The 13546-nt window shown below is 43.1% G+C and carries 13 protein-coding genes and 1 other RNA gene; 10 read left to right on the forward strand and 4 right to left on the reverse strand.

Annotation, left to right across the window (positions count from 1 at the left end; all coding sequences use genetic code 11):
• Positions 1-27: 27 nt before the first annotated feature.
• Positions 28-1362: a Xaa-Pro aminopeptidase gene (gene pepP / locus FTV12_RS00910; protein WP_179992082.1), complete on the reverse strand. Its 1335-nt coding sequence runs from the start codon at positions 1360-1362 to the stop codon at positions 28-30.
• 150 nt (positions 1363-1512) lie between these two features.
• On the reverse strand, positions 1513-2145 hold the full coding sequence (locus tag FTV12_RS00915) for a UPF0149 family protein (RefSeq protein ID WP_179992083.1): 633 nt from the start codon (positions 2143-2145) through the stop codon (positions 1513-1515).
• 65 nt (positions 2146-2210) lie between these two features.
• Here FTV12_RS00915 and FTV12_RS00920 point away from each other — a divergent pair, with 65 nt between their 5' ends.
• The 5 genes from FTV12_RS00920 (at position 2211) to lon (ending at position 6778) form a co-directional block, all read left to right on the forward strand.
• Entirely contained in the window at positions 2211-2768 is a 558-nt protein-coding gene (locus tag FTV12_RS00920) for a hypothetical protein (RefSeq protein ID WP_004782884.1), read from the forward strand.
• Positions 2765-3052 (forward strand): cell division protein ZapA, encoded by a 288-nt coding sequence (locus FTV12_RS00925; RefSeq protein WP_005234746.1) that lies wholly within the window; start codon positions 2765-2767, stop codon positions 3050-3052. Before FTV12_RS00920 ends, FTV12_RS00925 begins: the two co-directional genes overlap by 4 nt.
• 97 nt (positions 3053-3149) lie before the next feature.
• Positions 3150-3334, forward strand: a non-coding RNA gene (ssrS, locus tag FTV12_RS00930) — 6S RNA.
• 288 nt (positions 3335-3622) lie between these two features.
• Positions 3623-4204 (forward strand): 5-formyltetrahydrofolate cyclo-ligase, encoded by a 582-nt coding sequence (locus tag FTV12_RS00935; RefSeq protein ID WP_159123362.1) that lies wholly within the window; start codon positions 3623-3625, stop codon positions 4202-4204.
• Positions 4205-4351: 147 nt separating this feature from the next.
• Positions 4352-6778, forward strand: coding sequence for an endopeptidase La (gene lon / locus FTV12_RS00940; RefSeq protein ID WP_180002307.1), 2427 nt, complete (start codon positions 4352-4354; stop codon positions 6776-6778).
• A 65-nt stretch (positions 6779-6843) separates the two neighbouring features.
• Here the strand turns inward: lon and FTV12_RS00945 are convergent, their stop codons facing one another.
• Positions 6844-7803 (reverse strand): M28 family peptidase, encoded by a 960-nt coding sequence (locus tag FTV12_RS00945; protein ID WP_180033398.1) that lies wholly within the window; start codon positions 7801-7803, stop codon positions 6844-6846.
• 155 nt (positions 7804-7958) lie between these two features.
• Here FTV12_RS00945 and rlmH point away from each other — a divergent pair, with 155 nt between their 5' ends.
• The 3 genes from rlmH (at position 7959) to FTV12_RS00960 (ending at position 10246) form a co-directional block, all read left to right on the forward strand.
• The gene (gene rlmH, locus FTV12_RS00950; protein ID WP_004782895.1) at positions 7959-8441 is read left to right on the forward strand and encodes a 23S rRNA (pseudouridine(1915)-N(3))-methyltransferase RlmH; all 483 of its coding nucleotides are present in this window, start codon (positions 7959-7961) and stop codon (positions 8439-8441) included.
• A gap of 106 nt (positions 8442-8547) precedes the next feature.
• Positions 8548-9324: a class III extradiol ring-cleavage dioxygenase gene (locus FTV12_RS00955; protein ID WP_180033399.1), complete on the forward strand. Its 777-nt coding sequence runs from the start codon at positions 8548-8550 to the stop codon at positions 9322-9324.
• Positions 9325-9463: 139 nt separating this feature from the next.
• Positions 9464-10246, forward strand: a complete 783-nt coding sequence (locus FTV12_RS00960; protein ID WP_180033400.1) for an META and DUF4377 domain-containing protein — start codon at positions 9464-9466, stop codon at positions 10244-10246.
• Between the two features lie 69 nt (positions 10247-10315).
• Here the strand turns inward: FTV12_RS00960 and gdhA are convergent, their stop codons facing one another.
• Positions 10316-11659, reverse strand: a complete 1344-nt coding sequence (gene gdhA / locus FTV12_RS00965; RefSeq protein WP_004782901.1) for an NADP-specific glutamate dehydrogenase — start codon at positions 11657-11659, stop codon at positions 10316-10318.
• A gap of 347 nt (positions 11660-12006) precedes the next feature.
• Here gdhA and FTV12_RS00970 point away from each other — a divergent pair, with 347 nt between their 5' ends.
• On the forward strand, positions 12007-12798 hold the full coding sequence (locus FTV12_RS00970; RefSeq protein ID WP_180033401.1) for an RnfABCDGE type electron transport complex subunit B: 792 nt from the start codon (positions 12007-12009) through the stop codon (positions 12796-12798).
• A gap of 4 nt (positions 12799-12802) precedes the next feature.
• Positions 12803-13516, forward strand: coding sequence for an endonuclease III (gene nth, locus FTV12_RS00975; protein WP_180033402.1), 714 nt, complete (start codon positions 12803-12805; stop codon positions 13514-13516).
• Positions 13517-13546: the final 30 nt, after the last annotated feature.

Consider the following 13546-nt stretch of genomic DNA (forward strand, 5'->3'; position numbering starts at 1 on the left):
GATCACCGGCTTTTTTATATCTTTCATTTAAGCAGCATGGGCTTTGGCCATTAAGGCTTCAATATCTTCCACGGTTTTCACAACTTTTGCAGTTAGCACTAGTGGGCCATTTTTGGTAGCAACCACATCATCTTCAATCCGGATTCCGATACCACGCCATTTAACATCTACAGTTTCATCATCTGGCGCAATATAAAGACCCGGCTCAACTGTCACGACCATACCTTCTTCATATGCACGCCATTCACCGTTGGCTTTATAAGTACCTACATCATGTACATCCATACCCAGCCAATGTCCAGTACCGTGCATATAGAACTGGCGGAAACTTTCCGTCTGGATAATTTCTTCAAGATCTCCCTGCATAATCCCCAGATCAAGTAAACCTTGAACCAGAATGCGAACCGCCACATTATGCGGCTCTTTATAAGAGTTCCCGATTTGAACTGCATTGATGGCAGCAATCTGTGCATCCAGTACGACATTATATAAAGCTTTTTGTTCCGGACTGAATTTACCATTCACCGGGAAAGTACGGGTAATGTCCGAAGCATAAAACTGATATTCACATGCAGCATCAATCAGAACCAGATCACCATCTTTCAGTTCTTTGTCATTCTCTACATAATGCAGAATACAGGCATTTTCACCGCCACCAACAATACTGTTGTACGATGGTACACAGCCATTTTTACCAAAAACATAATTTAATTCTGCTTCTAAAGCATATTCCATCATGCCTGGACGAACTTTCTGCATAGCCAGTGTATGCGCTTCTGCAGAAATATCTGATGCAAGCTGCATCAGTTCAATTTCATTTTCATCTTTATGCAGACGCATTTCATCAATGATACGATCCAGCTGCATGATCTGTGCCGGTGCAGAAGTACCACGGCGGCTTTCACCACTGGCTGTTACGATCCATTTGGCTACACGTGCATCAAATTCGGCATTGTGTCCAATCCGGTAGAAAAGCTTGTCTTTGTTCTGAAGCTTGGTGAGGATTTCCTCATCCAGTAGATCAATCGCATAAGCTTCGTCTGCTTCATAATCATCAACGGCGCCATCTACTCCGGCACGGTAGCCGTTCCAGATTTCCATTTCACGATCACGTTCACGGCAGAACAGGCTATAGGTATAGCCTTCTTCTTCAGTATCGAAAGTTTCAATGACTGCAACTGCTTCAGGCTCAGCAAATCCGGTCAGGTAAAAGAAACTGCTGTCCGCGCGGTATTTATAATCTGCATCACGGTTACGCAGGGCAACCGGGCTGGTGGCAATAATCGCGATACTACGTAATCCCATTTCCCCTGCGAGGATGTCACGACGTTCCTGAAAATCGGCTTGAGTCAGTTTCTTCATTACACCTTACTTCTTATCAATTGCTACTGTTATTTAAAATTTGTTCCTGAAAACAGGTCAGATTAATTTACTATCATCATGAGAAGGATCAGCAAAAAATATGCCGGTTTTCAGAACCGTTTTTTAATTTGTGTTTAGAACCGCTTGAACTTAACTCGGACGTTTCGGCGAGAAAATTTCAACTACAGATTGCGCTTCAGTTGCAGAAGCTGGAGTAGGTGCTTTTTGCGTGAATTTCTGCAATAAAGGTGTTTCTTCAACTTCTAATTTCTTACGGCCGACGGACAGGCTTACCGGAATCAGACGAACAAACTCATACAGCTCCTGATAGCTTTCTTCGCCTTCGGCATCGTCATCAGAATCTTCAAACTCGACTGCTGCAACATCTTGTAAATGTTCAATCAGTTCCATTTCATCATTGCGGATATGCCCTGAAGCCAGACCGAAACCAAGCACTACGCCTGCACACCAGTCAGCCAATGCCTGAACGCGTTCAGCCAAGCTATGCTCATCATCTGGTAGTAATGGCAGATAATCCAGCTCATCTTCAGACAGCGCATGAAATATGTCTTCTGCCTCACCCGTTAACAATTCTAATGTTTCAGGGTTCAGTTCAGGAACATCTAGCGTTTTTAGAATCTGTACCCATTCATCATTTGAAGGTGCCTGAGTGACACAGACAATTCCGGTAAGCAAACCATGCAGTTCGCTTGGGCTAGAAATTTCTTCAATTGAGGAAAAATTGCGGTACCATTCTGACCAACCTGAAATATCGTCTTGCATTCGTTTATCCAATCTCTATACTGCTTTATATATTACCTTTGTTTGCAACACTGTGCGACCTCGATATGTTAGAAGAATTACAGCGTCTACAAGTGCATATTGGCGTTTTAAAAACGCGACTTGCACAACTTGAAAGTGAGAATACCAGTTTACGGGAGAAGCAAGAGGCTTCAAGCGTGCAACATGAAACTCAAATTGAACAAAAAAATAGCTTTATTGCGCAAAAACAACAAGAAATCCAGAATCTCAATCAGCAACTGACAGAATCACGTAACCAGTTTCAGCATTTAAACCAGGATGCTACAGCACTGGCAGATCGTTATAGCCGTCTGGAAAAAAGTTGTACTGATCTAAAGAACCGTTTTCAGGAAATTCTGGCTGAACGCAATGAGTTACGCGTGCTGAAAGAAAAGTTATTGCTGGAACAGCGTCATGCCCAGCAGGAAATTCAGCGGCTGAATCAGGAATCTGAACGTCTTACCCAGAAAAATGAAAATGCCAAAGCTAAAGTTGAAGCCATTATTCAACGTCTGGCAATTTTGGGAACAGCCCAGGATCAAAATGCACAGGAAATTCAGCAATTGGCCCATCCTACTGAAGTGACTGAGGAAGCTTCATCATGAGTGAACAAATCGCAATCGACTTAAAGGTATTGGGTCACAGTTTCCGTCTGGCCTCCACTGCGGATCAGCAGGATGAACTACAACGTGCAGCGCAATTACTCAATGAAAAATACGATGAATTTCGCCGTAAAGCACCTCGTATGGAACCAAGTAAACTGATCATTATGGTGGCACTGGAACTGATGCAGGAAGTATTGACGATGAATAAATCCCTGCAACAATATGCACACTGCGAACGTTTGTTACAAACTATTTTGGAAGAAGTTGAAGAACTAACTGAATAATCGAGTTTTTTGTTTAAACTTCGGTCGTTCGACTAAACTGTTTACAGTTCACGAACAGCATAGAGTTGCCACATCAACATTATCGTTTATACTTAGTCTAACTCTGAGATGTTCGCCAGCGGGTCAGATTCCCCTGAGCCGATATTTAAATCTTAGGATTGAGTTCTGCATATTTAGAGTGTATGCCCATCCGGTATGGGAAACCCAGCAAGTATGCGTCTCGTCCACCTTGAACTTTAGGGTTCAAGGGTAATGACATGCAGCGGCATCCTCGGAGTGCTTCTATTTTTCTCAAAATATTTCATCATTTATCTTCTTTTCTAAATCTTAAATTCATTGCATTTTTCTTGGTTTAGCGTCCTATACTCGTACCTTTTTCGTCTTTTAAAAAATTGCCTAGATCTAAATATAGTTCGATTAATTCATCATAAATGTTTCATTATTTTTAAAATTTAATCAAAAATTCATACTGATGCCTATAATACTCGCTATGTTGCTACCCTCTATTTAAGCTATGGCATTTTATTAATCTAATGCCCTAAAATCCTGAAGACCATATTTATGACGACGATGAATCTTTCCGAACTTCGCAAACAGCTACGTAAACAGCGCCGTCAACTCTCTCGATTTACCCAGAAACAGACTCAACAACGTATCCTGAATATGATTCGGACTTTGCCAGAATTTCATGCAAGCAAATCTGTTGGGGTTTATCTGGATGCTTTCGGTGAGGTTCGGACTCAGGCGCTGATTGAATACTGCTTTAAGCATCATAAACGGGTTTATCTCCCCAATATTTGCAATATGAACCAGCAACTCACTTGGGTAGAAATCAGCCAGAATCAATATCGTTCCCAGCGTTTTGCTCATCATCGGTTGGGAATGCGTGAACCCATGGCTACACGTGGTCTGCATGTCTCAAAACTAGATCTTTTAGTTATGCCACTATTAGCCTGTGATCAATATGGCACCCGAATTGGTATGGGTGGTGGCTATTATGATCGTACGCTGGCAACAGCACCGCACCGTCCTTTTCGTCTGGGGTTAGCACATGACTTTCAGCTGATCCCACAGCCTTTAACCCGAGAAGTTTGGGACCAGCCTCTAGATGCCCTGCTTACGCCTACACTTTTACAACGTTTTAAGCGTTAAACAATGTATTTCCAAATACATAAGTACTTTAAAATCACATAATTAGTCATTTTTTATACAATTTAGTCGCTATAGCCCTTGTAATTTTTAAATTACCCATCACTATTAAAAACATGGCAACACCGTTGTCACTCATTAGGAGTGCCCATGTCTGAAATTATTATGAATCAAGAAACCTTAGAGCCTCAGGTTCCAAGTGTATTACCACTTTTGGCGCTACGTGATGTGGTGGTGTACCCACACATGCAAATTGCGCTATTTGTCGGTCGTGAAAAATCGATCAATGCAGTTGATGTGGCTCGTAACAGTGACAATCTAGTATTTGTAGTTGCGCAAAAAGATTCGCTTACAGAAGAAATTGATCACGACAACTTATATCAATACGGTACTGTCGCGAAGATTGTGCAAGTTGTGAATCACGAAAATGATGAAAACTGTATTAAAGTCCTGATTGAGGGACTGTATCGTGCCAAGCTCAAAACCATCATTGATGAAAATGAGTATTTGACTGCTGAGCATGAACTTAGCCCAATGACTGTGTCAGTCGATGAAACAACTCAAGCTACGCGCTTGCAGGAGCTGCGTGCCCTGTTCGCTCAGTATGCTGAAGCAAAACTTCGTAATGCTCGTGAGCTGATTGCAGCTGCGAATAAAATCGAAGACTTGTTGCAACTGTTATTCTTCGTAGCGACCCGTGTTCCTTTGAATATCGAAGTGAAACAGAAATTCCTGGAATATGACGAGTTCGATGCACATTTAACTGAGTTGATGACTTATCTACTGCAACAGTCTGAAGAACAGCAGATCGAACAGACTTTGCATGACTCTGTTAAACGCCAGATGGAAAAAAACCAGCGCGAATACTTCCTGAATGAAAAAATGAAAGTCATTCAGCGCGAGCTTTCCGATATGAATGGCGGTGCAGAAGATGACGTTGCGGAAATCGAAAAACGTCTGGCTGAAGCTGATCTGCCTGAGCATGTGCGTAAAAAAGCGGAATCTGAGTTCCGTAAACTCAAAGCAATGCAACCAGCCTCTAGCGAAGCTGCGGTAGTTCGCAACTATCTAGAAGTGATTCTAGATACGCCATGGAACAAAGCCAGCAAAGTTAGCATTAACTTGAATAAAGCTCAGGAAATCCTGGATGCCGATCACTATGGTCTGGACGATGTCAAAGACCGTATTGTGGAATATCTGGCGGTTCAGTCTCGCGTGAAAAAATTACGCGGTCCAATCCTGTGTCTGGTTGGTCCTCCAGGTGTAGGTAAAACTTCCTTGGGTGAATCGATTGCCAAAGCGACTGGTCGTGAGTTTGTCCGTATGGCCCTAGGTGGTGTACGTGACGAAGCAGAAATTCGTGGTCACCGTCGTACCTACATTGGTGCGATGCCAGGTAAGATCGTGCAGTCATTGACCAAAGTTGGCGTGAAAAACCCGCTGTTCTTGCTCGATGAGATCGACAAGATGGCTCAAGACTACCGTGGTGATCCAGCTTCTGCAATGCTTGAAGTACTTGACCCATCACAGAACAGCAAGTTCAACGATCACTATCTTGATCTGGACCTTGATCTGTCAGAAGTGATGTTCATCTGTACTGCCAACAGCATGAATATTCCTGAGGCCCTGCTGGACCGTATGGAAGTGATTCGTCTGCCTGGTTATACCGAAGAAGAGAAAGTTAACATTGCTGATCGTTACCTTGTTCCTAAAGCAATCAAGAACAATGGTTTACGTGCTAAAGAGTTGACTGTGCATGAGGAAGCGATTCGTGACATCGTGCGTCGTTATACTCGCGAAGCCGGTGTTCGTAATCTTGAACGTGAAGTGTCTAAAATTGCACGTAAAGTAGTGAAAGAAGCGGTTAGCAAGAAAGCTAAGAATCTTCAGGTTGAAGTGAATGCGGGTAATCTTCCAGACTACTTGGGTCCACATAAATTTGACTACGGCATGGCGGAAGAAGAAGCTCAAATCGGCCGCGTAAACGGCTTGGCTTGGACTTCAGTGGGTGGTGAGTTACTGACTATTGAAGTTGCAGCAGTACCTGGTAAAGGTAAATTCATTACCACCGGTTCACTTGGTGATGTAATGAAAGAATCGATTACCGCTGCCATGACTGTCGTTCGTACCCGTGCGGCTGAGTTAGGTATCGAAGCGTCTCGCTTTGAAGAAACTGATGTGCACGTGCATTTACCAGAAGGCGCAACTCCGAAAGATGGTCCATCTGCAGGTTTGGCACTGACCACGGCTCTAGTGTCTGCATTCACCGGTATTGCGATTCGTCCAGATATTGCGATGACAGGTGAAACCAGCTTAAGTGGCCGTGCAATGCGTATCGGTGGCCTGAAAGAGAAACTGCTTGCTGCGCACCGTGGTGGCATTAAACTGGTGTTCATTCCACAGGAAAACGTTCGCGACCTTGCGGAAATTCCTGAAAATGTAAAAGAAGGCTTAGAAATCAAAGCTGTGAAATCGATTGATGAGATTTTACCTCTGGCTTTGATCGATATGCCGAAAGCACTGGTGAAACCACCAATTGTGAAAGCAAGTGAAGAAGCTAAAGCTGCACGTCATTAAGACCTAAAGGCTTTGAAAAACACCCTGCTCTGGCAGGGTGTTTTTGTATTTAGGCGAGGATAATTTTAAAGACGAATCACCATATCGACCAAGCCATTCACGACCTGAGCCATCTTGGTCAGATCCAGTTTATCTAAGGTATCCTGCTCGGTATTGTAGTAAGGATTACGATAATGCGCTGTGTCTGTAATCAGCATAGTTGAATAGTTAAACTTGGCATAATTCAGATAGCCAGAAAAATTCATGTCCTGAGCAAATGCCGGACTAATAAAACGCTGACAGTCTAGCCGCTTGAAACGTTGCATGGACGAACAGTAATCTCCTGTCAAACCGGCCGATGCCAAATGTCCAATCGCAGCAATAAAGTTTCCATGCCGTGGATAGATCCATTTCAAACCTGTCGGATAGGTCTGCACCAGATTTTCATCATAATAACCAATAGAATCCAGAATAATGACACCTTTCACTTTTTGTTTCTGGGCCTTTAATGCTTTGGCATGTAGATAGCTTCCCATATGTTCAGTCTTGAAATAGGGTGGCTCCTCCAGTGTATAGAAAGCGAACTCGATATTATGTTTGAGTTTTGACTTTTGTAAGGCCAATAATCGAGCTGTTTCCAGTACCCCTGCTACACCGGAAGCATTGTTATCTGCTCCATACAGATCACTAAAGACATCATAATGCGCGCCAATAACCAGTTTAGTTTTGGCTTTGGCATTCAGTTGACACACCACATTTCTATAGCTTAGGCTATTTACAATATAGTTTTGAAATTGGCAAGGAATGCCAAGTAAACGCATCTGTTCTTTGAGCCATGCTGAGACCCGGTTTAATTCACTGGTATTTTTAAAATTCCGGTATTCATCTACACTGATAATTTGTTTGATAAACAGTTCCAGATGTTCTGTCTGTGCCTGTTTGGAGGAAAAATTTGCAGGTGCAGCAAAGCTCATGCCTGAACTGGTTAAACCGAGAATAATTAGTAGAAAAGTACAATATCTTTTAATAATGAGACTGGTCCGCATTTCTTATTATCCATTCCTTTATTATCAAGCGGATACTTGAATTATGGATATTAAAGCAACATTAAATTCATGATTTCAATTTCAATTTGTTTCCCTAGCTCAACTTCGTGTTGTTTGATCGTTATAATGAAGTATCTAATTATTGATCCAGTTCTATGAAAATCCGTATCTTAACCATCGGCCAGAAAATGCCGGCTTGGGTGCTGACAGGCTTTGAAGACTATTTCAAACGTATTCAGCCTTTTGTACAGACTCAGGTGGTTGAATTGCCCATGGCGAAACGGGGCAAAAACGATTCTGAAGCCGATATTCTGAAATACCGAAATATTGAAGGTGACAGTATTTTAAATGCCTTAAAACAGAATGAAGTCCTGATTGCACTAGAAGTCGGTGGCCGTGAGTTTAGTACGGAAAAACTGGCTGAAACCATGAAAGGCTGGATGCTGGAAGGTCATGATATTGCCTTGGCGATTGGTGGGCCAGATGGCCATTCTGAAGCAGTCCGAAAAGCAGCAGCCTGGCATTGGTCCCTGTCTAAACTCACCTTGCCACATCCGCTAGTCCGTGTAATGCTGATTGAACAACTGTATCGCGCCATGAGCATCAACCATAATCATCCTTATCACCGTGCAGGCTGATCTGTTGATGCGTTCTGATTATGCAACGTTTTGTTGAACAATCCCCCCTGCCTTTGCTTCTCTTTTTATTGCATGATTAAAACATTGAATTAATGTGGTTTGACTTATGAACTTACAGACTTTGCCCGGCTTATTTATTTCTCATGGTTCCCCTATGCTCGCGCTCAATTCTGAGCAGGTTGGCCCGGCATTGCACCGTTTAAGCCTGAATCTGCCACGTCCAACTGCCATTATTGTTATGTCGGCACATTGGGAAAGTGAAGCTCTGGAAGTCAATACAGGTATTCGTCCTGAAACCTGGCATGACTTCCGTGGCTTTCCACCTGAGTTATATGAGTTACGCTACCCTGCTCCCGGCAATCCAGAGCTGGCTGAGCAAGTCTTGGGCTTATTGGCCAATGCCGGGTTCTCTGCACATGCCAACAGCACCCGTCCACGTGATCATGGCGTCTGGATGCCGCTCTTACATATGTATCCAGAAGCAGACATCCCGGTGGTTGAAATTTCTTTACCAATGTCGATGAGTGCAGAAGAGATTTACAAGATTGGCCAGACGTTGGCGCCACTTCGTGAGCAGCAGGTTTTTCTGATCGGGTCAGGCAGTATTACCCATAATTTGCGTGAATTGTCCTGGCAGGGAAATAGCGATGAAGTTCCGGAATGGGCATCGACCTTCCGCAACTATGTGGCCAATAAATTAACCCATAGCGATTTTGATGCCGTTCTGGACTGGCAGTCTATTCCTCAGTTAAAACGTAATCACCCAACGCTGGAACACTTTGCGCCGCTATTCTTTGCCATGGGCACCGGCAACCGTTTCAGTATCGTGCATAGCAGTTTTACGATGGGCGCTTTGGGAATGGATATTTATCGTTTTGACTAACCGATAGCTCCGCTTATTTAAAATCTGACTTTTTAATTTGGATACATTTTGTTAGCAAAAGCTACGATTTGTATCCATATTTTTTGTTAATCTCTTGATTATAATCACGTTGAAACTTTAGCACATAGAATATAAACCAATGAAATTCAGTATTTTTGCGCTTGCCCTGCTCCCTTTGGCTTTAACTGCATGTCAATCTTCACATCTTCCTGCCACTTCAGGAGATCCGGCTATTTCTACTCTATCCACCACATTAAAAACGCCTACACAAATTTTGCCCGCTTATACTTGGGAACTTGATCGTGGGCTGCAACGCCCGATTGTTCTGAGCTTTGATCAGCAAGGCAGACTGAGTGTAGCTTCTGGCTGTAATGGCCTTGGCACGAGTTGGACTGTTAAAGATAATACCCTGAGTACTGGTGACATGATGGGCACCATGATGGCGTGTGATGCACCATTAATGGAACAGGAACGTTTTATCAGCCAGCTTCTGCAAAAGCGTGATATTCCGTTTAGTCTAAATCTAAGTGATGCCAATCAGCCGAAACTGAGTATTACTACAGCTGATGGTCAAAAATATGTCTTTACCGGAAAAATGACACCGGAAACCAAATACCAAGGTCAGGCAGAAACCATTTTCCTGGAAGTTTCGCCACAGACTAAAGCCTGTACGGGTGTAGCTCAGCAAACCTGCTTACAGATGAAAGAAATCAAATATGATGAAAAAGGTTTAAAGACTCAAGTAGATAAAGACTGGACTTTATTTTACGATCAGATTGAAGGTTTTCAGCATACACCGAATGAGCGTCAGATTATTCGGGTCAAACGTTATGAAATCAAAAATCCGGCAGCTGACCAGTCTAAATATGCCTATATATTCGACATGGCTGTAGAGCGTGAAACAGTCAAAGGCACTCTTTAAAGATAAAATCTGAACATAAAAAACCGAGGCATTCGCCTCGGTTTTTTTTAAGCTTAAACTAAGTCAGACTTAGAATACGCCTTGAGAAAGCATTGCATCAGCAACTTTTACGAAGCCAGCGATGTTTGCGCCGTCTACATAGTTTACAGTACCGTCTTCTTTAGTACCGTATTTCACACAGTTGCGGTGAATTTCTTTCATGATCGCATGCAGACGTTCGTCAACTTCTTCGAAAGTCCAGCCTAAACGCAATGCGTTTTGAGACATTTCAAGACCAGAAGTTGCTACACCACCGGCGTTAGATGCTTTACCTGGAGCATAAAGGATTTTCGCTTCAACGAATTTCTCAACTGCTTCAAGTGTAGAAGGCATGTTCGCGCCTTCAGCAACACAAATTACGCCGTTTGCAAGAAGCGCTGCTGCATCATTCGCATCAAGTTCGTTTTGAGTCGCACATGGAAGCGCGATATCACATTTGATACCCCAAGGACGTTGACCTTCAAGGTATTCAAAACCGTGTTTAGATGCAAATTCAGAGATACGGCCACGTTTAATGTTTTTCAGTTCCATCACTTCAGCAAGAAGCTCTTCAGTGAAACCGTCTTTAACGTGAACAGTACCCGCAGAGTCAGATAGAGAAACAACTTTAGCACCCAGGAACATTGCTTTTTCAGCAGCATACTGGGCAACGTTACCAGAACCAGAGATTGTTACCACTTTATCTTTGAAGCTTTCGCCACGAGTTTTCAGCATCTCTTCAGCGAAATACACTGTACCGTAACCAGTTGCTTCTGGACGAGCCAGAGAACCACCGAAAGTCAGGCCTTTACCAGTGAATACACATGAAGTGTCATTGCTGAGTTTTTTCATCATACCAGCCATGTAACCAACTTCACGGCCACCCACACCGATATCACCCGCTGGGATATCTGTATTAGAACCAAGATGACGATAAAGCTCGATGATTAACGCTTGGCAGAAACGCATGATTTCGCCTTCTGATTTGCCTTTAGGGTCAAAATCAGAACCGCCTTTACCACCGCCCATAGGCAATGTAGTCAGGGCATTTTTGAAAGTTTGCTCGAAACCGAGGAATTTCAAAATAGAAAGGTTCACTGACGGGTGGAAACGCATACCACCTTTGAATGGACCAATCGCTGAGTTGTACTGTACGCGGAACGCACGGTTAACCTGTGTTTGACCTTGGTCATCTACCCAAGCAACACGGAACTGGATCGCACGCTCAGGTTCAACTAGACGTTCTAGTAAACCATGTGCTGCGTATTGTGGATTCTTTTCAATGAATGGCCACAAACTGGTCATCACTTCTTCTACAGCTTGAAGAAATTCGGGTTGATGTGCATCACGTGATTTTACGTAATCTAGGAACTCATTAAGTGTGTTGTATTTCAACGCTTAATCCTCAGCAGAAAATGGATCAAAATTGGTCAAATTTACAATCAATGTTAAATTTTGGCGCAAAATATTAAATATCTTTTGTAACTAATCTACAATACTTTTTTGAAAAATAGTTTAAATTTAATTTGATAACAATTATTTATATTGATTATGAATATTTTTTCTGTGTGCTTAAATGCCAATTGAATCAATGCTTAATTGTTAATTTATGCCTGATAATAATGCACAAAGTGACCTTTAATCGTGCATAACTTAGTTCCTTAAAAACATGTTAAAATTGTTAAATTGACATATTTTGTTTCATTCACTCTAAGGCTCAGCCCGAGCAGCCTAGGTTATTCATGAATTCGCAGATCTCTCTAGTCCAGTCTATTGATGCTTTATTGCCTCAAACCCAGTGCGGTTTATGTGGTCATCGTGATGGCTGCTTGCCCTATGCTCAATCCATTGCTAAGGGCGAAGATGCCAATAAATGTGTACCGGGTGGACAGCCCGTCGCTGATGCTCTGGCAACATTGTTAAATCGTTCTAAATTGCCCGCTGAAGAAAGTGTCTGGCCCATTCAGACGGATGGTCGTCCTCAGCGCATGAAAGCCATCATTCGTGAAGATGAATGTATTGGTTGTACCAAATGCATCAGTGCCTGTCCGGTCGATGCGATTATTGGCTCAGGTAAATTAATGCATACTGTGCTCACTGACTTGTGTACCGGCTGTGGACTCTGCATTTCGCCTTGCCCGGTAGACTGTATTGATCTGGTCGAAGATCTTCAGCCTTTGCCAACTGAAGCTCAGCGTATTGCTGAACAGGATGACTTGCGTAAACGTTACTATGCGCATATTCAACGCGAAGAAAAACGTCGCATTGACCGTAAGGGCCCTGTCGTTCGTGCCGAGATTAATACTGCCCTATTTGCCCAGTTCTCTGCTCAGGTCGATCAGGTTCCTGTCATTGAAATCGTGCAAAAACCAGCTGATGAAGTGGTTACACTTGATGCCAAAACCACGATTGAGCTTGCCAAATTACGCACACAAATCAAAAAGTTAGAAAAACAGCTTTCGGTCCGCGAGGATGTACGCAAACGTCTGCAACTTGAAGAACTGACCCAGCAATTACAGGCTTTACAGGGATAAGATCATGACTACAGTAACAGCTAAGCCTGTAAAAAACATGACTAAAAAACAGATTCAGACTTTCTTTGAGCGCCTGCGTGAGCAGCGTCCGAATCCAAAAACTGAATTGAATTATTCCAGTCCATTTGAATTACTGGTTGCAGTGACCCTGTCTGCCCAAGCTACGGATGTGAGCGTGAATAAAGCCACCGATAAACTGTTTCCGGTCGCCAATACACCGGAAGCGATTTATGCACTCGGCGTGGATGGGCTGAAGGAATATATCAAAACGATTGGCCTGTATAATTCCAAAGCTGTGAACGTCATTAAAGCCTGTGAAATGTTAATCAAGAAGCATAACAGCTTAGTACCGGACAATCGTGCAGATCTGGAAGCTTTACCGGGTGTAGGACGCAAAACAGCGAATGTGGTGCTAAATACCGCCTTTGGCCAACCGACCATGGCTGTGGATACGCATATTTTTCGTGTTGGTAACCGTACCGGTTTGGCGGTGGGTAAAAACGTGCTTGAGGTCGAGCATCGTCTGGTCAAAGTGATTCCAAAAGAATTTATTATTGATTCACATCACTGGTTGATTTTACATGGTCGCTATTGCTGCATCGCACGTAAACCGAAGTGTCATGAATGTGTGGTCGCCGATGTCTGTAACTGGCCAGACCGTTTTGAATTTGGCGCAGGTCGCGCAATTCCGGTGAAAAATATTGAAGCTGAACGCTAGGTTCAGCTTTTTAATTTAAGTACTCGAAAA

Origin of the sequence: Acinetobacter sp. YH12233 (assembly GCF_013417725.1) — a bacterium.
Taxonomy (GTDB): Bacteria; Pseudomonadota; Gammaproteobacteria; order Pseudomonadales; family Moraxellaceae; genus Acinetobacter.

What these genes read in the sequence shown, in the direction of transcription:
- rlmH (WP_004782895.1), top strand. Translation starts at nt 7,959, where the DNA reads ATGAAAATCCGTATCTTAACCATCGGCCAGAAAATGCCGGCTTGGGTG.
- FTV12_RS00945 (WP_180033398.1), bottom strand. Translation starts at nt 7,803, where the DNA reads ATGCGGACCAGTCTCATTATTAAAAGATATTGTACTTTTCTACTAATT.
- FTV12_RS00970 (WP_180033401.1), top strand. Translation starts at nt 12,007, where the DNA reads ATGAATTCGCAGATCTCTCTAGTCCAGTCTATTGATGCTTTATTGCCT.
- lon (WP_180002307.1), top strand. Translation starts at nt 4,352, where the DNA reads ATGTCTGAAATTATTATGAATCAAGAAACCTTAGAGCCTCAGGTTCCA.
- nth (WP_180033402.1), top strand. Translation starts at nt 12,803, where the DNA reads ATGACTACAGTAACAGCTAAGCCTGTAAAAAACATGACTAAAAAACAG.
- FTV12_RS00935 (WP_159123362.1), top strand. Translation starts at nt 3,623, where the DNA reads ATGAATCTTTCCGAACTTCGCAAACAGCTACGTAAACAGCGCCGTCAA.
- FTV12_RS00960 (WP_180033400.1), top strand. Translation starts at nt 9,464, where the DNA reads ATGAAATTCAGTATTTTTGCGCTTGCCCTGCTCCCTTTGGCTTTAACT.
- FTV12_RS00920 (WP_004782884.1), top strand. Translation starts at nt 2,211, where the DNA reads ATGTTAGAAGAATTACAGCGTCTACAAGTGCATATTGGCGTTTTAAAA.
- FTV12_RS00955 (WP_180033399.1), top strand. Translation starts at nt 8,548, where the DNA reads ATGAACTTACAGACTTTGCCCGGCTTATTTATTTCTCATGGTTCCCCT.
- FTV12_RS00915 (WP_179992083.1), bottom strand. Translation starts at nt 2,145, where the DNA reads ATGCAAGACGATATTTCAGGTTGGTCAGAATGGTACCGCAATTTTTCC.
- pepP (WP_179992082.1), bottom strand. Translation starts at nt 1,362, where the DNA reads ATGAAGAAACTGACTCAAGCCGATTTTCAGGAACGTCGTGACATCCTC.
- FTV12_RS00925 (WP_005234746.1), top strand. Translation starts at nt 2,765, where the DNA reads ATGAGTGAACAAATCGCAATCGACTTAAAGGTATTGGGTCACAGTTTC.